A 21,854-nucleotide genomic window follows, 5' to 3' on the forward strand; every position below is an offset into this window, starting at 1 on the left:
GCCGACTCCCTGGAGGCGCCGTGGCGTTCGACGACGACTACCGGCGGGATGTGCTGGAGCCCGCGCGGGCGGCGGGCGACCAGCCTCCCGAGGACCTGCGCGCCCGCTACGCGCTGGCCGGCCCGCCCGCCGCCCCGCTGGACGGGCAGGCCGTCGCGGCGCGGGTGAAGCAGGTCCGGCAGTGCTGGCGGCGGGCCCGCGGGCAGCTGAAGTACCGCAAGCTGATCGACCGGCTGGAGGCCGAGCACCGCGAGCTGGCCCCGCTTTTCGACGCCGCCGAGCGCGGCGACCCGCGCCCGCTGGAGGCGCGGCTGCGCGGCGGCCGGGAGCGCACCGAGCGGCGCCGCGGCCAGGCCCGCGCCCGCCTCGCCGACGCCGCCGGGACGCTGCGGATGGCGGCGCCCGCCGAGGTCGAGGCCATCGCCCGCACCGGCGGCGTGACCCGCGCCGAGCTGGCGGAGCTGGCCGCCGCCGACGGCATCGAGATCCGCGAACCCGACTCGCTGCCGTCCACCGCGCCCTACCCCGCGTACCGGAAGGTGCGCGAGTCGCTGGACGTCCTCGGCAAGCGGCACCTCGCCGACTTCCTGTTCGGCCCGACCGGCCGGATCCGGGTGCTGGACGGCTTCGCGGCGCCCGGCGGCGACCATCGCCCCGATGAGCATCGCCGCGGCGAGCATCGCCTCGACGAGGCCGCCGTGGCGGCCGCCGGCGCCGAGTGGGCGCGCCGCAGCCGCGACACCAGCACCACCCACGCCGACACGATCCTCGCCGCGCTCCGCTCCGACGCCGACCCGCACGCCCTGCTGCTGTTCGACGTGGTCGACCGGCTCCGCGAGCGCCTCCGGCAGCGGGCGTCCGAGCGGGCCCTGCTCCGGCACGCCGTCGAGGACCTCGGCATCGACGAGGGCGACGCCCGCCGCCTGGTCTTCGCGATCGTCCGCGAGACGGGCCCCGGGGGCGGTCTCGCGGGCCGCCTGCGCGCCCTCCTCGACGCGGGCGATGTGTACGCGGCCGCCGAGCTCGCCGACGCCGCGAAGATCCCGCACCCGTCCCCCCGGCCGTCCTCACACGGGGAGCCGCCCGAGGAGGAGGTCCTCGCCGCCGAGGCCCGCCACCGCCTCGACACGGCCCTGCGCCTCCGCGAGACCGCCGCCGCCGAACCCGACCCGGACCGCGCGTTCCGCCTCCTCGCCGACGCCCTGCGCCTCGTCCGCGACCTCCCCGGCGCCGCCCAGCACCAGCGCCGCCTCCCGCCCCGCCCCGTCCCCGCCCTCCACGCGGACGTGGACCCCGCGGCGGTGCGGTTGTCGTGGGACGGGTCGCCCTCCACGGCGGGTGAGATCGGGTATCACGTCGTGCGGCGGGCGGGGCGGGCGCCTCGGGACGTCCGGGACGGCGAGGCCGTCGCCGGGGGCCTCGACGAGCGCCCGCCGGTGAACGTGCCCGTGTACTACGGGGTGTTCGCCGTCCGGGGGGAGGGCGTTGCGGCGCCCGCTGTGGCGGGGCCCGTCGTGGTGCGGCCCGAGCCCGCGGACGTCGCGCTGGTCGCCGGGGACGGGCAGGTCACCGGGCGGTGGCGGTGCCCGGCGGAGGCCGCGCGGGTCGTCGTGCTGCGGGACGGGCGGGCCGTGGCCACCGGACGGGACGGGTTCCGCGAGCGGGTGCCCAACGGGCGCACCCACCACTACCTGATCTGCGCCGTCTACCTGGACGAGACCGGGCGGGAGGTCGCGACGGACGGGGTGCGGGTGTCGGCCACGCCCAGTGCTCCGCCCGAGCCCGTCTACGACGTCGCGGCCGAGACCGGGCCGTCCGATCCGGGACTGGTGCGGGTGCGGTTCGACCCGCCCGGGAACGGGGCCGTGGAGCTGGTGCTGTCGGAGGGGCCGCCGCCGTGGCCGCGCAGTGCGATCGTCCCGCTGGAGGAGGTCCGGCGGGAGACGCGGCGCCTCGCGTGCACCCCGGTTCCCGGCGGGCTGGAGGTGCGGCCGGGGTCCAGCGGGTGGCTGCTCGCGGTGACGGTCGCGGAGGGCACCGCCGCCGTCGGCGCCTACCACCGGCACGTGAACCTGCCGCCGCCGCGCCGGCTGGTCGCCGAGCGGCGCGGCGCGTACGTGCACGTCGGGTTCGACTGGCCGGCGGACGTCGCCGAGGTCGATCTCGGCTACCGGGTCGGCGGTGAGCCGAGGGCCGAGACCGTGACGCGGGCGTCCTACGACACGCAGGGCGGGATCCGGCTGCCCGTGCCCGAGGACGCGGCCGTGGAGGTCTCGGTCGCGGCGGCGGGGACCGTGGGCGGCGCGCGGGTGACCGGGCCGCGGGTGACCGCCGTGGTCGCGGGGCGCACGATCGTCCGCTACGACGTGCTGCGGTCGGGGCCGCCGTGGCGGCGGTCGCTGACGATCCGGCTCACCTCGTCCCGCCCGCTGCGGGTCGCGCGGCTGTCGCTGGTGCTGCGCGCCGGGCGGGTCATGCCGCACCGCGCCGGAGACGGCGACACGCTCGGCGCGTGGGAGCAGGTGCCCGTGCCGGGCGAGCTCTCGCTGGCGGCGCCGGACGCGCCCGGACCGTACTGGCTCCGCTGCTTCGCCGACGACGACGGCGTCGAGCTGAGCGACCCGCCCGTCCGCCGGCTCCAGGTCACGCGATGACGCGGCCACTGGCCCGGGTGGGGATCCCCGGGATGCCGTCCAGGCAGGGCATCACCTGCCCGTACTGCTTCGCGCCGGTGGCGCCGCAGCGGGTGCTGTTCCGGTGCCGCGGGCAGGTGGGGCGGCGCCAGGGCTGCGCGCCGGTGCTCGACGAGGAGCTGGCCGAGTACACCGGGTCCACCGCGGGCGCCTCCTTGCCGCCGGTGTTCGCCGCGGCCGGGAGGAAGGGGCGGGCCGACTGCCCGCGGTGCGGGCTGCCGACGGGGAACCGGGCCTGTCCCGGGTGCCACAATCCGCTGCCGTCCGCCTACTGCGATTCACCCGGGCGCATCGTGGCGCTCGTGGGGGCCAAGAACGCCGGGAAGAGCACGTACATCGCGGTGCTGCTGCACGAGCTGATGAACCGGGTCGGGACGGAGCTGGACGCGTCGCTCGTGGCGTGCGACGACCGGACGATCGAGCGGTACAAGCGCGACTTCGCGCGGCCCCTGCTGGAGGAACGGCGGCTGCTGCCGACCACGGCCAGCGCCGCGACCGGTCCGCGCGAGCCGCTGGTGTACCTGCTGACGCGGACGCGGCGGGGGCGCTTCTCGCGTGCGCGCAACGAGTCGCTGGCGCTGGTGCTGTTCGACACGGCGGGCGAGGACCTGCGCAGCAGGGAGGTCACCGACCTGCACCTGCGGTACCTGGAGGCCGCCGACGCCGTCATCTTCCTCGTCGATCCGCTGGAGCTGCCCGGCGCGCGGGCGGGCGTGCGGGACGCCGTCCCGGGGCCGCGCGCCGCGGGCGAGGACCCCGACAGCGAGCCGCTGAACGTCATCGCCCGGGTGACGGAGGCGCTGCGGCAGCGGCACGGGACCCGTCCGGGCGAGCCGCTGCCGGTGCCCGTCGCGGTCGCGCTCACGAAGATCGACGTGCTGCGGCCGGGGCTGCTGGAGCAGTCGGCGCTGCACCGGTCGCGGTCCGGGCAGGGCGTCCTGGACCTGGACGACCGGGACGCGGTGGACGAGCAGGTCCGGGCGCTGCTGCACGACTGGCAGGCCGGGCAGCTCGACACCTACCTCGGCCAGCAGTACGCCGACCACGCGCTGTTCGGGCTGTCGGCGCTCGGCGGCGTCCCCGAGCGGGGACGCGTCGGCGCGGGCGGCGTCCGGCCGTACCGGGCCGAGGACCCGCTGCTGTGGCTGCTGTACCGGTTCGGGATGCTCGACGGCGTCCGCCCCGGAGGTGGCTAGTGGCCTGGCAGCTGCACTACACGTCGGCGCGGCGCGGGCCGACCGGCCGGGCCGGGTTCCAGTTCGTCGCGGAGACGCCGGGCCTGCCGGACGGGCTCCGGGCGGGCGTGACGCCGTACCTGTCGTACCGCCCGCCGCCGGACGCGCCGCTGTCCCCCGACGACTCCGAGCTGGGCCTGTTCCCGGTGTCGCTGCTGTACGACCGGGTGGACGGGCGTCCGCTGCTGCTGCGCTGCCGCTACCTCGGCCGCGACTACTCGGGGCGCTACGGCAACTTCTTCGCGCACGCGGTGGTGGCGGAGCCCGAGGAGCTGGAGGGGCTGCGGCCCGCCGAGCTGTGGCACGCCGCGCACTGGACGCAGTCGCCGGTGCCCGGCACCGTCCTCGACCCGCTGGACGAGCTGACTCCGGGCGCCGCGCTCGATCCCGAGGCCCTCGCCGCGTGGCTCGCCGGGTCCGGCCCGGACGACCCGTACGCGCTGCTCGCCCGGCTGGTCGACGCGGTCGCCGGCGTCCTGGGCAGGGGCCACGGACGCGTCGTGCTGGTCGCCGACGACGTCGAGCTCATCGCGCGCTGGATCGCGGTCGTGTCGTACTCGCTGCCGGTCGCGGCGGCGGCGCGGCTGTCGTTCGTCACCTACACCGCCGACCCGGACGGCGCCGCGCAGCGCCTCGTCGGGACCACGCCCGCGGTCTGGGCCGCCGTCCGCCACCACGCCTCGCACGCGTCCGCGTTCGACCTGCGCGAGGGCGGCGCGGACGGCCGGGCGAGCCGCTTCGCGCGGACCGTCGCGGACTGCTGGCGCGCGGCCGACTTCGGCGGCCTCGACGCCCTCGGCGAGCTGGCGCCGCCGGACGACCCCGGGCGGGAGGGCGCCGCCGCGCTGCTGGCGCTGTGCCGGGGCGACGCGGCCGTCACGGCGGAGGAGGAGCGCGCGGCGGCGGAGCTGCTGGCGCGGCACGGGTCCGGGATCCCCGAATGGGTGTGGCGCGACCTCGTGCCCGGCGTCCCGTCCATGGGGCTCGATCTGGCGCTCACCGTGCACGGGCGGGCCCCGGCCGCGCTGCGCGACGCGGTGCTGGACGGGGTGCTGGACGGGATGGCCGCCGGTCTCGCGGCGGGGCGGGCGGCGCCGCTGACGCCGGACGGCTGCGATCTGCTGTACCAGCACGCCGCGCGGCTGCGGGCCGTGCCCGGCGTCGCGGTCCCCGTGCTCACGTCCGTCGCCCGGAGGCACCGGGGGCGCCGGATCGCGGTCACGGGCGAGCTGCTGCGGCTGGACGGCGCCGACGGCGCCGACCTCGACGCGGCGCTCCGCGAGGTGTGGGAGGCGCCGCCGTCCGCCGGCGAGTGCACGGACCTCCTGGACGCGCACGGGCCGCATCCCGCGCTGGCCGTCCTGCCGTCCCGCACGTTCACGCGACTCGCCTTCCCCGGCGGCGAGCACCTCGCCGACACGGCGACGCTGCGGCTCGCCGCACGGGTCCGGGAGGTCATGCCGGACGGGCCCGCCGGACGCGACGCCGCCGTCGTCCAGGCGTACGGGACGGCGATCACCGCGAGACCGGAGGGCGCGGCACGGGCTCTGGAGGCGATCGCGGACGCGGCCGGCGCGACCCGGCAGCTCGCCGACGAGGCGTTCGTCGGCGCGGCGCGCCGGCTGGCCGGGCGGCCGCCGCGGTTCCGGGCCGAGCTGCTCGCGGCCGTGCCCGCGCCCGTCCGGGCCCGGGTCGCCGAGCGGTGGACCGCCGAGCTGGCCGGCCGGGCCCGCGCCGGCCGCGGCCCGCTGCTCGGACGCGAGATCGAGCAGCGCAACGACCTGGTCGAGGTCGTGCTCCGGCTGCGCAAGGGCGGCGTCGCCGAGCCGTCCCTGGAGGCGTGGGCGCGGGCCGCGGCCGGGCGGTGGCTGGCCGGCAAGCAGCTCGACGCGCACCTGGCGCGCAGCCCCGAGCTGCGCGCCGCGCTCCGCGACCTCCTCGCCGAAGGCGGGGGGTGAGGGCGTGCAGCCGATCATCGTGCTGCTGCTGATCGCCGTGTGGCTGGGCGCCATGTGGCTCGGGTTCATGTACGTGTTCCCCGTGCTGTTCGCCGCGACGCTGGTCGTCGCCGGGGCCGCCGCCCTCGGCGTGTACTGCCTGCACGCGTGCCGGACGCTCGCGCCGTCCAGCCTGGAGGGCCCGTCGCCGGTCGCCGCGCCGGACGTCGCCTACCGGCACTACCTGCTCGGCCAGGTGTGGCGCGACTGGTGGACGATCAGCCGCACGGTCGTCCCGCAGGTGTACCGGACGGCCCGCGGCATCGTCGTGAGGCTGACGCGGACGCTCCTCGGCGGCCCGTGGGGGTTCTTCGTCTTCCCGGTCTGGCTGGCGCTGTGCGCGGGCATCGTCGCCGCCGCCGTCCCCGCCTCGGTGTTCGTGCTGACGCTGACCGTCCTGTACGGGGTGGTCGCGGCGGCCGGGCTCGCGGTCTGGCTGGCCTGCGTGCTCGTCCTCGCGGCGGTGGAGCGCGGCTTCATGATGTACGGGCGGATCCTCCAGACCTGCCCGCACCCGTTCTGCTACGAGCGCATCGGCCTGCCTGAGTACGAATGCCCGGGATGCGGGGCGCGGCACCGGCATCTCGCGCCGGGCGCGGGTGGCGCGTTCCGGAACGTGTGCCGCTGCGGGGCGCGGCTGCCCACGACCGTCCCGCTCGGACGTTTCCGGCTCGCCGCGTACTGCCCGCACTGCGGCGGGCGGCTGCCGGAGCGGATCGGGCGCGTCCGCGTGGAGCCGCTGCCGTTCGTCGGCGGCCCGGCGGCAGGCAAGACCACGTTCATGGTCCTCGGCATACGGGCGCTGCACGCGCGGGCCCGCGCCGTGCACGGGCGGCTGGCGTTCGTCGAGCAGCGGCACGCCCAGGCGTACGCGGGCGCGATACGCGAGTTCCAGCGCGGCGGACGGCTCGCCAAGACCGGCCCGGAACTGCCCCTGGCCACCATGGTGGACGTCGAGCTTCCAGGTCGCGCGCGGCGCATCCTGTACCTGTTCGATCCCGCCGGTGAGCACTACACGGGCGCGACGGAGGTCGAGTCACTGCGCTACCTCGACCACAGTGAGGCGCTGCTGTTCATCGTGGACCCGTTCGCCCTCCCCCACCTGCGCCGCACCCTCACCGGGGACGAACGCCAGTTCATCGACCAGGCCGCCGTGTCGTCGGAGGAGGACCCGGCCGACACCCTGCAGCGGGTGCTGAACGACCTGCGGTCCCGTCCCGACCAGGGGCGGCAGAAACGGGTCGCCGTCGTCGTCACCAAGACCGACCTGCTGGTCCGCACCGAGATCGGCCGCTGCCTGGGCGCCGACGGCGACGGCGACCTCCGCGCCTGGCTGGGTCGCGTCGGCCTCGGCAACACCGTCCGCACCCTCGACCAGGTCGCCTCACAGGTGCGGTACTTCGCGTCGGGTCTGGCCACCGAGCCGGCGGACGTCGCCGAGCTGCTCGGCTGGGTGACCGGTCTCGGGCCCGCCGGGACGTCCAACGGCGACGCGCCCCTCACCGACGCGCCGCCGGAGCCGCCCGGAACGGCGCCGCTGCGCGCCCCCTGGCCGGTGCGCGGACGGGGCTCGGGCCGCGTTCCCGCCGGGTACCAGGTCGGACGCTGGGCCGTGCTGTCCGGGGTGTCGGCCCTGACCATCGCGACCGTCACCGGAGCCGTCGTCGCCGCGGCCGAGCGATTCCCGTTCTGACCCGAGGCTCGACTACGACCAGCTGGTCACTACTGTTTGCCCGTCCGATCCCGAGTACGCCCGTCAGCTTTGGAGACCCCCATGACGCAGGCGGCCGACGCGCGCGCCGGAACCTCCCCGGCCGGGCCGCAGAACCGGCGGCTCGCGCTGATCTTCCTGCTCGGCACGCTGACGGCCGTCGCACCGCTGTCGATCGACATGTACCTGCCGGCGCTGCCCGCGCTCACCGGCGACCTGTCGACGGGCGCGGTGCAGGCGCAGCTCACGCTGACGGCGTGCGTCGCGGGCCTCGCCGTCGGGCAGGCCGTGGCGGGGCCGCTGAGCGACCGGCTCGGACGGCGCCGGCCGCTGCTGGCCGGGCTCGCCGCCTACGCCGCCGCGTCGCTGCTGTGCGCCGCCGCGCCGACCGTGGAGACGCTCATCGCGCTGCGGCTGGTGCAGGGCGCCGCCGGGGCCGCCGGGATCGTGATCGCGCGGGCGATCGTCCGGGACCTGTACGACGGGGTCGCGGCGGCGAAGTTCTTCTCGGTGCTGATGCTCATCAACGGGCTGGCGCCGATTCTCGCGCCGGTGCTGGGCGGGCAGTTGCTGCGGGTCGTGCCGTGGCCGGGCGTGTTCGCCGTCCTCGCCGGAATCGGCGTGGCGCTGTTCCTGGCTTCGCTGGCGGGGCTGAGGGAGACGCTGCCGCCCGAGCGGCGCGAAACAGGCGGGCTGCGGGCGACGGCGGGAACGTTCCAGGCGCTCCTGCGCGACCGGGCGTTCGTCGGGTACGCCCTCACGATGGGCCTGGCGTTCGCGGCGCTGTTCACCTACATCTCGGGTTCGCCGTTCGTGCTGCAGGACATCTACGGGCTCTCGCCGCAGGCGTTCAGCCTCGCGTTCGGCGCCAACTCGCTCGGGCTCGTGGCCGCCGGGCAGGCCGGCGGCGCGCTCGCCGGGCGGGTGCCGCTGCGGCGGCTGCTGGCCGCCGGGCTCGCGGTCGTGGCCGCCGGCGGAATCGGGCTGCTCGCCGCGGTCCTCGCGGGCGCGGGCCTGTACGGGGTGCTGCCGGCGCTGTTCCTCGTCGCGTCCGGGCAGGGGCTGATCCTGCCGAACGCCACGGCGCTGGCGCTGTCGGGACGCCCGCCCCGGGTGGCCGGGAGCGCGTCGGCGCTGCTCGGGGTCGCGCAGTTCGCGCTGGGCGGCGCCGCCGCACCGCTCGCCGGGGTCGCGGGGCCGGACACCGCCGTCCCGATGGCGGTGTCCATCGCGGCCCTCTCCATGCTCGCGGCGGCCGTCACCGCGACCGCCACGCGCCCCGCGAAGGTTGTGTCACAGAACTGACGCGACGTACGGTCGGGATGTGATCATTCGCATCGGCATGGCCCCGGCGGCGTCCACCCTCGGGCCCGACGCGCTGACCGCGTCCGAGCCGGAGCTGCGTCGCACCGGGCGGCTCTCGGACGGATGGCTCGCCGCGTTCACCACCCCGGCCGAGGGCGAGCGCGGCCGGCTGACCGTCCAGGAGACGGCGGCGGGTGCCGGGCGCGAGATCGAGGAGGAGCACTTCGGCGCGGTCGTGCCCTACCGGCGCGGGCCGCTGCCGGCCGAGGCGGAGGCCCGGTTCGCCCGTGTGCGGCGGGTCAGCGGGCCCGCCCCCCTCAAGGACGTCGCCCCCGATCTGGACGGCCTGGAGGCGCATCTCGGGCGGCTCGTCGAGGCGGGGCTGTCGAAGTTCGTCCTGGCGCCGCTCTCACCGCCGGACGACTGGGACGCCGAACTCGCCGACGTCCGCGACGCCGCGCTGCATCTCCAGACGCGGCGCTGGTCCAGCGCTGGTCCGGCGCTAGGCCAGGGCGGCCAGGACGAAGCCGGCGACCTCGTCCGCCAGTCGCGCCGCCGGCTTCGGGCCGTCCGGGCGGTACCAGGCCGGCATCTGGTTGACCATGCCGAGCGCGACGATCGTGACGGTATCGGCGGGCGTGGCGGTGCTGAACACGCCGTCCCGCTGGCCCTGCTCGACGATGCTGCGGAACGTCACGTGGTAGCGGCGGCGGTCGGCGCGGACCGAGCGCATCCGGGCGTCGTCCAGCCGGTCCTTCTCGCGGGCGAACACCTTCGCCTCGTCGATGTGCTCCGCCGTGCTGAGGATCAGCCCGGTCAGCACCGCGTGGACGGCCTCGCGCGGCGGCAGCCCGCGCGCCAGCACGGCGCCGAGGTCGGAGAGCTGGCGGGCGATCAGCGAGTGGTAGATCTCGTAGAGGAGATCGTCCTTGGAGTCGAAGTAGTGGTAGAGCGCGCCCTTGGTGACCTCGGCCGCCTCGACGATGCCCTGCACGGACGTCCCGTCGAAGCCGCGCTCGGCGAACATCCGGAGGGCGGCGTCCAGGATGCGCCGCTCCACGGCGCTCTGCCGGACGGGCGCCGTCGACTCCGGCACCGGTACCGTGTCCGTCACCTGGGCACCTCCATGGGGAGCGGGGCATTGACGCGGGTGCGTCCGTGTCTTAGCTTGCCAGAAACCGACCGGTCGGTATGCACCGGTGGCGCGAATTTTCGAGGAGTGCCGATGCCCGCAGTAGAGACCGTCCGCGGCCCCGTCGACGTCACCGGCCTGGGACGCACGTTCATGCACGAGCACGTCTTCGTCCTCAGCACCGAGAACGTCGAGAACTACGGCCTGGGCGACTGGTGGGACGAGGAGGAGAAGGTCTCCGACGCCGTCGGCAAGCTCCGCGAGCTGGCCGGCCGCGGCATCACCACGATCGCCGACCCGACCGTGTGGGGGCTCGGCCGCTACATCCCGCGCATCCAGCGGATCGCCGAGCAGGTGCCCGAGCTCAACATCGTCGTCGCGACGGGCATCTACACCTACAACGACATCCCGTTCCAGTTCCACTTCCGGGGTCCCGGCACGATGCTGGACGAGGGCCCCGACCCGATGATCGCGCACTTCACCCGAGACCTGACCGAGGGCATCGCCGGGACCGGCGTCAAGGCCGCGTTCCTCAAGTGCGCGGTGGACGCCCCCGGCCTCACCCCGGGCGTCGAGCGGATCCTGCGGGCCGTCGCCGGGGCGCACCGGGAGACGGGCGCGCCGGTCACCGTCCACACCGAGAGCTCGATCCACGCGGGCCGGACGGTCGTGGACATCCTCGGCAAGGAGGGCGTCGACCTCGCCAAGGTCGTCATCGGGCACGCGGGCGACAGCAACGACCTCGACTACCTGATGGAGCTCGCCGACACCGGCGCGATCCTCGGCATGGACCGGTTCGGCCTCGACATCATCAACCCGACCGGGAACCGGGTCGCGACCATCGCGTCCCTGTGCGAGCGCGGATACGCCGACCGGATCGTCCTCAGCCACGACGCGAGCTGCTTCATCGACTGGTTCGGCCCCGACCCGGCGACCGTCCCGGCGATGCAGCCGAACTGGAACTACCGCCACATCAGCGACGACGTCCTGCCCGCCCTGCGCGCCGCCGGCGTCACCGGCGCCCAGCTCGACCAGATGCTGGTCGAGAACCCCAGGCGCTACTTCACCCGCTGACCCGCGCGCCCCGGCGCCTCCCCCGACATATCGGACTAATCCCGGGAGATCGGGAATCATTGGGGGAATCTGCGGGAGGAGGCACCGAGGTGAGCGAATACCCCGTGCGTCGCGGTGTCCGCGCCGCGGTACCGGTACTGCTGGGCATGCTGCCGGCCCTCCTCGTGCCCGGCTGCCGGGTGATGGAGAGCGGCGGGCCGGAGGACATCCCGCCGCCCGTCAAGACCACCGCGGCCGAGCAGGCCAAGCCGAGCGGGCGCAAGCCCGGCGTCGTCAACATCGAGACCGAGCAGGACCTGAACGGCACCCGCGCCGCCGGAACGGGCATCGTGCTGACCCGGACCGGGCTGGTACTGACCAACAACCACGTGATCAAGGGCGCCACCGCGATCAGGGGGACCGACACCGACGACCGCCGCGACTACCCCGCCGAGGTCGTCGGCTACGACCGGGCGGGCGACATCGCGGTGATCCGGCTGACCGGCGCGACCGGGCTCAAGATCGCCGCGTTCGCGTCCGCGTCCGGGGTGGGCGTCGGCGACGTGGTGACCGCGGTCGGCAACGCGGGCGGCAAGGGCGGGACGCCCGCCGTCGTCACCGGCAGGGTCACCGGGCTGGAGCAGTCCGTGACCGCCCGCGACGACAGCAGCGGCACGTCCGAGCGGCTCACCGGGCTGATCGAGACGAACGCGCCGATCAAGCCGGGCGACTCCGGCGGCCCCCTCCTCAACACCGATGGCAAGGTCATCGGCATCAACACCGCCGCGTCCGCCGGGGTGTCCACGAAGGGGACGAAGGGGAACAAGGACCACCGCGGCTACGCCATCCCGTCCGACCGGGCACTGGAGATCGCCCGCCAGATCCAGCGCGGCGAGTCGTCCTCGACCGTGCACATCGGGCCGACCGCCATGCTCGGCGTCAAGGTGCGCTCCAACGGCCGCTCCCCCGGCGCCCTCGTCGCCGAGGTCGTCCCCGGCACGCCCGCCGAGGCCGCCGGAATCCCGGTCGGCGCCGCCATCGTCGCCTTCGGCGAGGACGCGGTGGACTCGCCGTCCACGCTGACGTCGCTGATGCACGCCCGTCACCCGGGCGACAGCGTCCGCATCGAGTGGACGACCCGCCAGGGCACCCGCATGGGGACCACCCTTCGCCTGACGGAAGGCCCGCCCCAATAGAGGCGCCCGGCGTGCGAAAGTGGAAGCAGCCGCCGACACGAGGATGTGTTCCCATGACGCGCAGGGCGCCTGCCGACGATTCCAACGATTCGGGTCTCGAGGTCACGAAGCCGAAGACGTGGGCGGCGGGCGTTCCGGGGGTCACGGCGGCGCTGCGCCACTCGTACGAGCAGATGGGCGTCCGGCGGACGGCGCTGACACTGCTGCGCGTCAACCAGAAGCAGGGATTCGACTGCCCGGGCTGCGCGTGGCCCGAGGGCGACCACCGGCACGTCGCCGAGTTCTGCGAGAACGGCGCGAAGGCCGTCGCGGAAGAGGCGACGGCGCGGCGCGTCACACGGGAGTTCTTCGCCGAGCACACCGTCGCGGAGCTGGGCGGGCGGTCCGACCACTGGCTCGGGCAGCAGGGACGGCTCACCGAGCCGATGGTGAAGCGCGCCGGCTCGGAGCACTACGAGCCGATCGGGTGGGACGAGGCGTTCGGGCTGCTGGCGTCCGAGCTGAACGCGCTGGACTCACCGGACGAGGCCGTCTTCTACACCTCGGGCCGGACGAGCAACGAGGCCGCGTTCGCCTACCAGCTGTTCGCGCGCGCGTTCGGTACCAACAACATGCCGGACTGCAGCAACATGTGCCACGAGTCGTCCGGGTCCGCGCTGAGCGAGACGATCGGCATCGGCAAGGGCTCGGTCCTGCTGGACGACCTCTACAAGGCCGATCTCATCTTCGTCGTCGGCCAGAACCCGGGGACGAACCACCCGCGGATGCTGTCGGCGCTGGAGAAGGCCAAGAGGGAAGGCGCCCGGATCGTCGCCGTGAACCCCCTGCCCGAGGCAGGGCTGATGCGGTTCAAGAACCCGCAGCGCCCGTCCGGGGTGGCGGGGCAGGGCACGATGCTCGCCGACCGGTTCCTGCAGATCCGGCTGAACGGCGACCTGGCGCTGTTCCAGGCGCTCAACCGGCTGCTGCTCGAATCGGAGGCGCCGGAAGCCCTCGACCGCGAGTTCCTCGCCGCCCACGCGCACGGCTTCGAGGCGTTCGAGGAGCACGTCCGCGCGCTCGACTGGGACGACGTCCTGGAGGCGACCGGCCTGACCCGCGGCGAGATCGCGGCGACGCTCGGCGACGTCCTCGCCGCGAAACGGATCATCGTCTGCTGGGCGATGGGCCTCACCCAGCACCGCAACTCGGTGCCGACCATCCGGGAGATCGTCAACTTCCTGCTGCTGCGCGGCAACATCGGCCGTCCGGGCGCGGGCGTCTGCCCGGTGCGCGGCCACTCCAACGTGCAGGGCGACCGGACGATGGGCATCTGGGAGAGGCCGAAGCCCGCGTTCCTGGACGCGCTCGCCGCCGAGTTCGGCTTCGAGCCGCCGCGCGAGCACGGCCTGGACACCGTGGACGCGATCCGCGCCATGCGGGACGGCAAGGTCGGGGTGTTCCTCGGCATGGGCGGCAACTTCGTCCGCGCGACCCCCGACTCGGCCGTCACCGAGGCGGCCCTGCGGAACTGCCGGCTGACCGCGCAGGTCTCCACGAAGCTGAACCGCTCGCACGCGGTGACCGGCGAGCTGGCGCTGATCCTGCCGACGCTCGGCCGCACCGAGCGCGACGACCAGGACTCAGGCCCGCAGTTCGTGTCCGTCGAGGACTCGATGGGCATGGTGCACGCGTCGCGCGGCCGCCTCGCCCCCGCCTCCGGGCACCTCCTCTCGGAGGTCTCCATCGTGTGCCGCCTCGCGAAGGCCGCCCTCCCCGGCTCGGGCATCGGCTGGGACGCGATGGAGCGCGACTACGACGTGATCCGCGACCACGTCTCCCGCGTCGTCCCCGGCTTCGACGGCTACAACGCCCGCATCCGCGAGCCGGGCGGCTTCACGCTCCCCCACGCGCCCCGCGACGAACGCAGGTTCCCGACCGCGACCGGCAAGGCCAACCTGACGGTGAACGAGTTGGAGGTGCTGCGGGTCCCGGAGGGCCGGCTGCTCCTGCAGACCGTCCGCAGCCACGACCAGTACAACACCACCATCTACGGCCTCGACGACCGGTACCGGGGCGTCAAGGCGGGCCGCCGCGTCGTCTTCGTCAACCCGGCCGACCTGTCCGGCCTCGGCCTCGCCGACGGCGCGACGGTCGACCTCGTCTCCGAATGGTCGGACGGCACCGAGCGCCGCGCACCCGGCTTCCGCGTCGTCTCCTACCCGACCGCGCCCGGCTGCACCGCGGCCTACTTCCCGGAGACCAACGTCCTCGTGCCCCTCGACAGCACCGCCGAGGTGAGCAACACCCCCACGTCCAAGTCGGTGATCGTCCGGCTCGAACCGGCCTGACGGACCCGCCCGCACGAGGCGATCAGGACGCCTTGCTCATTGGCAGGAGCTGGACGTTCAGCTGCATCGCCAGAGCCGCCGCATAGCGCTCCAGCACGGGGATCGTGGGCATGGTCCCGCCCGCCTCGAACCTGGCGACGGCCGGCTGCTGGAGTCCCGCGCGCTCGGCGAGTTCCGCCTGGGTGAGACCGAGTTCCTCCCGACGCTCCCGCACCGCCCTGCCCAGCTCGTAGCGAATGCGCGTCGCCTCGTACGCCGCTCCGGCACCCGGCCGATCCATGATCTCCGCGCGCTTCTCCGTCCAGCTCTTCCTCCGGGTCATGACACCTCCTCATCGACCGCATGTCTCTCTGCGATGCACCGCTGCATGGCCCGTCGCGCCCTGGCCAACTCGCGTTGTTCGCGCATCTGCTGCTTTCGGAAGACCGTCAGCAGGATGATCCGCCGACCGGGGGCAATCCAGTAGGTGATCCGCACCTGTCCCCGCTGAAGATGAAAGCGCAACTCCCTGAGTTTGCCATCGAGCTGCCGTGTGTACGGTTCGTCGAGCAGCACTGTCCCTGCACGCTCAGCGACTAGTCGGCTGGGTCCGGGCCGGCGGCGATGCGGTCGAGCCATTCGGCGAGCATCGCCGACTCCGTGGCGGTCAGCGCCGGTGGCGGGTCCGCGGTCAGGGCGGCACGCAGGGCGACCGCGCGGGCGGCGGTCGAGGTCCCGCCGCCGGCCGGTCCGGCGTCGGCGACGGTGACCGCGGCCAGCACCGCCTCGCGGGTCCGGACCGACAGCTCGTCGTCGTCCCCGCCGGAGATGAGCGCCAGCACGACCCCGACCCCGGCGGCATGGATCATCCGGACGGCCGTCGCGACGGAGACGCGGAGCCGCCCGGCGCGGGCGGCGGCCTCGACCAGGCCGGTCAGGATGCGGTGCGCCTCCTCGGCGACGGGCGGTGTCCGGGACGTGCCGTACATCAGCGTGTAGAACGCGGGGTTCGTGCGGCCGAACTCGACGTGCAGGTCCCAGCCCTGGCGCAGGTCGTCGACCGGGTCGCCGGTGGGCGGCTGGGCGCGCTTGCTCTCCAGGTACTGCTCGAACCCGTGCGCGGCGACGGCGTCGAACAGGCCGCGCTTGTCGCCGAAGTGGTGGTAGAGGGTCGGCGCCCCGACCCCGGCGGCGCTGCACACGGCCCGCGTCGAGACGGGTTCGCCGTCCGCCTCGGTGATCAGCTTGGCGGCCGCGCGGATGATCCGGTTCCGCGTGTCGAGGTCCTTCTGAGCAGTCACAACATCGATGTTACAGAGATTTCACGAACATCGCTATGCACGATGCTGTAGCGTCACTATAGTTATCGCTATACCAACGCTATGGCGGCCGCTCCGGCCGCCGGCAGAACACGAGAGGGGATGCGCTCATGCGCAGCGCCGTTCTTTCCGCCGCGGGCAAGCCGCTGGAGATCGTCGAGCGCGAGGTGCCGCGGCCGGGCCCCGGCGAGATCCTGGTCAGGGTCACCGCGTGCGGGATGTGCTTCTCCGAGGTCAACCACCTGCGCGGCCACTACCCGTTCGGGACGTTCCCGGCCGTCCCCGGGCACGAGATCAGCGGCGTCGTCGCCGCGCTCGGCGAGGGCGTCGGCTGGCCCGAGACCGGCACCGCGGTCGGCGCCGGATGGATCCACGGGTCGTGCGGCCACTGCGACTACTGCGCGCGCGGCGACCAGATCCTGTGCACCGGTGCGCCCAAGCAGGTCACGGGCGTCAACACCGACGGCGGCTACGCCGAGTACTTCGTGGCCCGCGCCGGGTTCGTCACCCCGCTGCCGGACGGCCTCGACCCGGTGGCCGGCGCGCCGCTGATGTGCGCCGGGATCACCGCGTTCAACGGGCTCCGGCACGCCGGCGCCGCCGCCGGGTCGAAGGTCGCGGTGCTCGGCACCGGCGGCGTCGGCACGATGGTGCTGCGGTTCGCCGCCGCGATGGGCGCCCGCGTCGCCGTGGTGTCGCGGTCGCGGCGCGCCGAGGAGGAGGCGCGCGGGTTCGGCGCGGAGGAGTTCGTGGCCACCGCCGAGCAGGACCCCGCCGAGGCCCTGCGGGCCTGGGGCGGCGCGGACGTGGTGGTCAACACCGCGCCCGACACCGCCACCGGCCTCGCCGCGTTCGGCGGTCTGCGCCCGGACGGCACCCTGCTCTACCTCGGCATGGGCGCCGAGAACGTGAGCGTGCCGCCTGCCGCCCTCGTGCTGAACCGGGCGCGGGTGATGGGCGTGCCGTCCGGGTCGCCGCACGACCTGCGCGACACCCTCGGCTTCGCGGTGGCGCACGGCATCGTCCCGGAGGTCACCCCGGTCGCGCTGGACGAGGCGCCGCGCGTCCTCGCCGCGATGGACGCGGGCACCCACCGCGGCCGCGCGGTCATCACCTTCGGCTGAACCGCTTCCACGGACGGGCCCGCTCGAACGCCGCGCAGGCGGTCATGACGAGGGCGTCGGCGTGCCGGGCGCCGACCACCTGCAGCCCGATGGGCAGGCCGTCCGAGGTGAAGCCGCACGGCAGGTTCGCGGCCGGCTGCTGGGTCATGTTGAACGGGTAGGTGAACGGCGTCCAGCTCGTCCAGCGCGGGGACGGGGAGCCCTCCGGCGCCTCCCGGCCCGCCGCGAACGCGGCGATCGGCATCGTCGGGGTGAGCAGCAGGTCGTACCGCTCATGGAACAGGCCCATGCGGCGCCCCAGCTCCATCCGGCGGGCCGTGGCGGTGAGGTACTCCATGGCCGAGTACCGCGCACCCTGCTCGCAGATCTCCCGGAGGCCCGGGTCGAGCCGCGCCCGGGCCTCGGGAGACAGGTGCTCGACCACCTTGGCGGCGCCCGCGAACCACAGGACCTCGAACTCCTCGACGGGGTCGCCGCCGAACCCCGGATCGGCCTGCTCGACCTTCGCGCCCAGCTCGGTGAAGAACTCGGCCGCGGCGGCCACCGAGGCCGCGATCTCCGGGTCGACCTTCGCGAACCCGAGGTCGGGGCTGTACGCGATGCGCAGGCCGGTCAGGTCGTCGGGCCCGCCCTCGGCGAACGGGCCGTCCGGCGGCGGCAGCGCCGACCAGTCGCGGCCGTCGGGGCCGCACACCGCGTCCAGCAGCAGCGCCGCGTCCGCGACCGTGTTCGTCATCGGGCCGGTGTGCGCGAGCGTCCCGAACGGGCTCGCCGGATAGTGCGGGATGCGGCCGTACGTCGGCTTGATCGTGAAGGTGCCGGTGAACGCGGCGGGGATGCGCACCGAGCCGCCGCCGTCGGTGCCGAGGGCGAGCGGCGCCATGCCCGCCGCGACGGCCGCCGCCGCCCCGCCGGACGACCCGCCCGGCGTGCGGGACGGGTCCCACGGGTTGCGGGTGACGCCGGTGAGCGGGTTGTCGGTGACGCCCTTCCACGCGAACTCCGGCGTGGTCGTCTTGCCGGCGAACACCGCGCCCTGCTCGCGGAGCCGCGCCACGGCCGGCGAGTCCTCGTCCCAGGGGCCGGCCGGGTCGATCGTCGTGGAGCCGCGCAGGGTGGGCCAGCCGCGGGTGAGCAGGACGTCCTTGATGGAGACGGGCACCCCGTCCAGCGGGCCGAGCGGGGCGCCGCGCGCCCGGCGGTCGGCCGCCGCCCGCGCCATGTCGAGCGTGGTGTCCTCGTCGACGAGGCAGAACGCGTTGAGCTTCGGGTCGTCCCGCGCGATGCGCGCGAGGACCGCCTGGGCGGCCTCGACCGGGGAGAGCGTCCCGGCCTCGTACGCCGCCAGCAGTTCGGTCGCGGTCAGGTCGGCCGCGTCGGCCATGGCTACCCCCTCTGGTTCGTTCCGGACCCTGCCCTCGAGCCGACGTAGCCGAGCCGCTTGTCCACGACGTTGAGCAGCGGGCGGCCCGAGGTGTAACGGCCGAGGTTGTCGGTGAACAGCCGGACGAGCTCGTCCCGCCAGCCGACCACGTCGCCGGACATGTGCGGGGAGACGACGACGTTCGGCATCTCCCAGAGGGGGGAGGACGGCGGCAGCGGCTCGTCCTCGAAGACGTCCAGCGCGGCGCCCGCGATCCGGCCGTCGCGCAGCGCCTTGACGAGGTCGGGCTCGGCGACCAGCGCGCCGCGTCCCACGTTGATCAGCCGCGCGGACGGGCGCATCCGGTCCAGCGCGGCGGCGTCGATCATGCCGCGGGTCCGCGGGGTGAGCGGCGCCGCGAGCACGACGTAGTCGGCCGCGCCGAGCGCCTCGTCCAGCCGCTCCATCGGGACGACGGACCCGAGGTCGGGATCGGCGTCGCGGGCGGTGCGGCCGGCGCCGGTGACGGCGAGCCCGGCTGCGGTGAGGCGGCGGCCGATGGCGCGGCCGATCGGCCCGGTGCCGACGACGAGCGCGCGGGCGCCGGTGACGCGCTCGGTCTCGCGGTGCCGCCAGCGCCGCTCGGCCTGCAGCCGGAGGGTCGTGTGCAGATCCTTGGCGAAGGCGAGCACCAGGCCGAGGACGTACTCGGCGATCGGCTCGTCGAAGACGCCCCGCGAATTGGTGACGACCGTGTCGCCCTCGACCAGCGCGGGGAACAGCAGGCGGTCGACGCCGGCGCTCGCGATGTGCACCCAGCCCGGCCCGCCCTCGGACGGCCACGCGCCCGCGAGCGCGTCCGACAGGAAGTCCCACATGAAGACCGCGCCCGCGCCCGGAAGGGCCCCGGCCAACTCTGTCTCGCGCACGTACCGGATGCGGGCGAGACTCTCCGCCTCCGCCATCCCGCGCGGGTGGCCGTCCCCCACGAGCACCACCACGTCGGGCGGCCCACCGGCTGCGTGCTGAACAGGCTCCATCGGTGTCACTTCCGGGTGTGCGGAGTTTACGAGAAGGCAACTCGGGGAGGCATTGACACGCTAGGAAGGGATCGTAGGATTGTCAACAATCAGCGTGGTGTACTGCGGCCCCGGTTCACCGCACTGAAACGTGCTGCAAGACCGTCGCAACCGTTGCCCAAGCACAGGCCAGGACGGATCCCAGAGCGCTCTAACGGAAGAGTCCTGCGGGTGGCGACGCTCTCGCCCACCCCTGTTCACGGGGAGGTCCCAGCATGCCCAAGCTCATGACCATCACACTGGAGCGTCGTGGCGTCTCGTGCGTCGCGGAGCTGCTGGAGAAGGACGCGCCGCGGACGTGTGAGGCGGTGTGGCGGGCCCTGCCCCTCGGAGGCGACGCCTACCACGCCAAGTACGCCCGCAACGAGGTCTACACGATGGTCGAACGGTTCGCCGAGGACGAGGTCGGCCTCGAGAACCCCACCGTCACCCCCATCCCGGGCGACGTCGTCTACTTCTCCTTCCCGGGCGGGATGCTCGACCGGAAGTTCAAGGAGGAGAAGAACATCCACGCGCTGCCCGGCGTCATCGACCTCGCCATCTTCTACGGCCGCAACAACCTGCTGCTGAACGGGGACGTCGGCTGGGTTCCCGGCAACGTGTACGCGACGATCGTCGACGGGCTCGACCGGATGGCCGAGGCGTGCAACGACGTCTGGCGATCCGGCGCCGTCGGCGAGCGCCTGGTCTACGACCGCGCAGAGTCCTAGAGCGGTGGCCTCGCACATGACATTCGACCCCACGCTGGTCGTCGGCCCCGAGCTGCTCGCCCAGCACGGCATCGGGGTGGTCGCCCCGTTCGACTTCGCCCTCGACCGCGAGCTGTGGCGGTGGACGCCCGACGACGTGTCGCTGTTCATGACCCGGCTGCCCTACGTCCCGGTCCCGGTCACCGTGGAGATGGCGTCCGCGCTGTCGGACCAGTCGATCGTCCGGCAGGCGACCCGGGACGTCCTCGCGCCCGAGCCGCTCGCGGTCGCCTACGCCTGCGCGTCGGGCAGCTTCATCCGCGGCAAGGCGGGCGAGCTGGAGCTGCACCAGTCGATGATGCGGGCCGGCGCGCCGGTGTCCACGACGACGTCCGGCGCGCTGGTGGAGTCGCTGCGGCTGCTCAACGTCTCGCGCATCGCGGTCGTCACCCCGTACATCGACGCGGTCACCGAACGGCTCGTGTCGTTCCTCGGCGAGTACGGGATCGAGGTGGTGGCGTCGGTCGGGATGGGGCTGCTCAGCCACATCTGGAAGGTCGGCTACGGCGAGATCGTGTCGGCGGTGTCGACGGTGGACGGCCCCGAGGCCGAGGCCGTCTTCATCAGCTGCACGAACGTGCCGACCTACGACATCATCGCGCCGCTGGAGCAGATGATCGGCAAGCCGGTGCTGACCGCCAACCAGGTGACGATGTGCTCGGCGCTGCGCGCGATGGGCCGCTCGGCGGCCGGTCCCGGGCAGTCGCTGGTACAGCTCGCCCCGTCCACGGCGGCCTGACCGCCATGATCCGCGAAGGTAGGGTTGCCGACGACATGCGGCAGAGCACGGTGAGCGCCGGATTCCTGTACCCGGGATACAGCGCCGAGGACGACTACCCCGCCATCGAACGCGCTCTGCGGCGTTCGGGGCCGGGCGAGGTGAGCCTGCCGGTCGTGCACACGCTCATGCGCGAGGACGCGCACCGCGTCGACGCGCTGCTGGACATCGGCGGCGCCGACGTCCTCGGCGAGGGCGCGCGCGCGCTGCGCGGCATGGGCGTGCAGGCCGCGGTGTGGGCCTGCACCAGCGGGAGCTTCGTGTTCGGCTGGGACGGCGCCGCGCGGCAGGTCGCGGGCGTGCGGGAGGCGGCGGGCGTGCCCGCGTCCAGCACGTCGTTCGCGTTCGTGCACGCCGTGCGGGCCCTGGGCGTGACGAGGGTCGCGGTCGCCGCGACCTACCCGGCCGACGTGGCGGAGCGGTTCGTCGCGTTCCTCGGCCACGCCGGCATCGAGGTGGTGGCGCTGTCCTGCCGGGGCATCGTCACCGCCGCCGAGGTCGGCACCCTCGGGCGCGACGAGGTGCTCGCCTTCGTCGCGGCCAACGACCATCCGGACGCCGAGGCGGTGCTGGTGCCCGACACCGCGCTGCACACCGTGTCCTGGCTCGACGAGCTGGAGGCGCGGACCGGCAAGCCGGTGCTGACCGCCAACCAGGTGAGCGTGTGGGAGGGGCTGCGGCTCGCGTCCGGTCCCGGGGGGCTCCCGCCGCGCACCGGGCTGGGCCGGCTGTTCGCCGTGCCCGCCGCCGTCTCCGCCGTCCCCGCCGGCAGCGCCGCCGGGCAGGGACGACATACCTGGCAGCTATGACG

The 21,854-nt window shown here is 74.5% G+C and carries 18 protein-coding genes; 12 read left to right on the forward strand and 6 right to left on the reverse strand.

Going from position 1 to position 21,854, the window contains the following annotated elements; genetic code table 11:
• The first annotated feature begins 20 nt into the window (after positions 1-20).
• The 5 genes from AL2_RS19790 to AL2_RS19810 all read left to right on the forward strand — a co-directional run bounded on the left by AL2_RS19790 (position 21) and on the right by AL2_RS19810 (position 8,941).
• Entirely contained in the window at positions 21-2,654 is a 2,634-nt protein-coding gene (locus tag AL2_RS19790) for a SaeA-related protein (RefSeq protein WP_067635514.1), read from the forward strand.
• Complete coding sequence (locus tag AL2_RS19795) at positions 2,651-3,889, forward strand: TRAFAC clade GTPase domain-containing protein (RefSeq protein WP_083946699.1); 1,239 nt, start codon at positions 2,651-2,653, stop codon at positions 3,887-3,889. The genes AL2_RS19790 and AL2_RS19795 overlap by 4 nt, the downstream gene beginning before the upstream one ends.
• A complete protein-coding gene (locus AL2_RS19800) occupies positions 3,889-5,886 on the forward strand; it encodes a GAP1-N2 domain-containing protein (protein WP_067635518.1) in 1,998 nt (665 codons plus the stop codon). Before AL2_RS19795 ends, AL2_RS19800 begins: the two co-directional genes overlap by 1 nt.
• A 4-nt stretch (positions 5,887-5,890) precedes the next feature.
• Positions 5,891-7,618: a TRAFAC clade GTPase domain-containing protein gene (locus AL2_RS19805; protein WP_067635520.1), complete on the forward strand. Its 1,728-nt coding sequence runs from the start codon at positions 5,891-5,893 to the stop codon at positions 7,616-7,618.
• Positions 7,619-7,699: 81 nt separating this feature from the next.
• Positions 7,700-8,941 (forward strand): multidrug effflux MFS transporter, encoded by a 1,242-nt coding sequence (locus tag AL2_RS19810; protein WP_067635522.1) that lies wholly within the window; start codon positions 7,700-7,702, stop codon positions 8,939-8,941.
• A 502-nt stretch (positions 8,942-9,443) separates the two neighbouring features.
• Here AL2_RS19810 and AL2_RS19815 read toward each other — a convergent pair.
• Positions 9,444-10,055, reverse strand: a complete 612-nt coding sequence (locus tag AL2_RS19815; RefSeq protein WP_245666749.1) for a TetR/AcrR family transcriptional regulator — start codon at positions 10,053-10,055, stop codon at positions 9,444-9,446.
• A gap of 111 nt (positions 10,056-10,166) precedes the next feature.
• Here AL2_RS19815 and AL2_RS19820 point away from each other — a divergent pair, with 111 nt between their 5' ends.
• The 3 genes from AL2_RS19820 (at position 10,167) to AL2_RS19830 (ending at position 14,652) form a co-directional block, all read left to right on the forward strand.
• The gene (locus AL2_RS19820) at positions 10,167-11,147 is read left to right on the forward strand and encodes a phosphotriesterase family protein (RefSeq protein WP_067635524.1); all 981 of its coding nucleotides are present in this window, start codon (positions 10,167-10,169) and stop codon (positions 11,145-11,147) included.
• An 89-nt stretch (positions 11,148-11,236) separates the two neighbouring features.
• On the forward strand, positions 11,237-12,322 hold the full coding sequence (locus AL2_RS19825; RefSeq protein WP_245666750.1) for a S1C family serine protease: 1,086 nt from the start codon (positions 11,237-11,239) through the stop codon (positions 12,320-12,322).
• A 53-nt stretch (positions 12,323-12,375) separates the two neighbouring features.
• On the forward strand, positions 12,376-14,652 hold the full coding sequence (locus tag AL2_RS19830; protein ID WP_067635525.1) for an FdhF/YdeP family oxidoreductase: 2,277 nt from the start codon (positions 12,376-12,378) through the stop codon (positions 14,650-14,652).
• Between the two features lie 22 nt (positions 14,653-14,674).
• Here the strand turns inward: AL2_RS19830 and AL2_RS19835 are convergent, their stop codons facing one another.
• The 3 genes from AL2_RS19835 to AL2_RS19845 are packed head-to-tail and all read right to left on the reverse strand — an operon-like array spanning position 14,675 to position 15,932.
• The gene (locus AL2_RS19835; protein ID WP_067635527.1) at positions 14,675-14,974 is read right to left on the reverse strand and encodes a helix-turn-helix domain-containing protein; all 300 of its coding nucleotides are present in this window, start codon (positions 14,972-14,974) and stop codon (positions 14,675-14,677) included.
• On the reverse strand, positions 14,971-15,270 hold the full coding sequence (locus AL2_RS19840; protein ID WP_067635529.1) for a type II toxin-antitoxin system RelE/ParE family toxin: 300 nt from the start codon (positions 15,268-15,270) through the stop codon (positions 14,971-14,973). Before AL2_RS19840 ends, AL2_RS19835 begins: the two co-directional genes overlap by 4 nt.
• On the reverse strand, positions 15,228-15,932 hold the full coding sequence (locus AL2_RS19845; protein ID WP_067635531.1) for a TetR/AcrR family transcriptional regulator: 705 nt from the start codon (positions 15,930-15,932) through the stop codon (positions 15,228-15,230). The genes AL2_RS19840 and AL2_RS19845 overlap by 43 nt, the downstream gene beginning before the upstream one ends.
• Positions 15,933-16,060: 128 nt before the next feature.
• Between AL2_RS19845 and AL2_RS19850 the strand changes: the two genes are divergently transcribed.
• Positions 16,061-17,074, forward strand: a complete 1,014-nt coding sequence (locus tag AL2_RS19850) for an alcohol dehydrogenase catalytic domain-containing protein (RefSeq protein ID WP_067635533.1) — start codon at positions 16,061-16,063, stop codon at positions 17,072-17,074.
• Here AL2_RS19850 and AL2_RS19855 read toward each other — a convergent pair.
• Together AL2_RS19855 and AL2_RS19860 are read right to left on the reverse strand one after the other, a co-directional pair.
• Positions 17,061-18,458: an amidase gene (locus AL2_RS19855; protein WP_067635535.1), complete on the reverse strand. Its 1,398-nt coding sequence runs from the start codon at positions 18,456-18,458 to the stop codon at positions 17,061-17,063. The genes AL2_RS19850 and AL2_RS19855 overlap by 14 nt on opposite strands.
• A gap of 2 nt (positions 18,459-18,460) precedes the next feature.
• Positions 18,461-19,477, reverse strand: coding sequence for a D-2-hydroxyacid dehydrogenase (locus AL2_RS19860; RefSeq protein WP_174550863.1), 1,017 nt, complete (start codon positions 19,475-19,477; stop codon positions 18,461-18,463).
• A 266-nt stretch (positions 19,478-19,743) separates the two neighbouring features.
• Here AL2_RS19860 and AL2_RS19865 point away from each other — a divergent pair, with 266 nt between their 5' ends.
• Genes AL2_RS19865 through AL2_RS19875 form a run of 3 tightly spaced genes read left to right on the forward strand, consistent with a single transcriptional unit; the run spans position 19,744 to position 21,852 of the window.
• Positions 19,744-20,226: a DUF3830 family protein gene (locus AL2_RS19865; protein ID WP_174550865.1), complete on the forward strand. Its 483-nt coding sequence runs from the start codon at positions 19,744-19,746 to the stop codon at positions 20,224-20,226.
• Positions 20,227-20,242: 16 nt separating this feature from the next.
• Positions 20,243-21,004: a maleate cis-trans isomerase family protein gene (locus AL2_RS19870; protein WP_067635539.1), complete on the forward strand. Its 762-nt coding sequence runs from the start codon at positions 20,243-20,245 to the stop codon at positions 21,002-21,004.
• Between the two features lie 35 nt (positions 21,005-21,039).
• Positions 21,040-21,852: a maleate cis-trans isomerase family protein gene (locus tag AL2_RS19875; RefSeq protein ID WP_067635541.1), complete on the forward strand. Its 813-nt coding sequence runs from the start codon at positions 21,040-21,042 to the stop codon at positions 21,850-21,852.
• Positions 21,853-21,854: the final 2 nt, after the last annotated feature.

The organism is Actinomadura latina NBRC 106108 (assembly GCF_001552195.1).
Lineage (GTDB): Bacteria > Actinomycetota > Actinomycetes > Streptosporangiales > Streptosporangiaceae > Spirillospora > Spirillospora latina.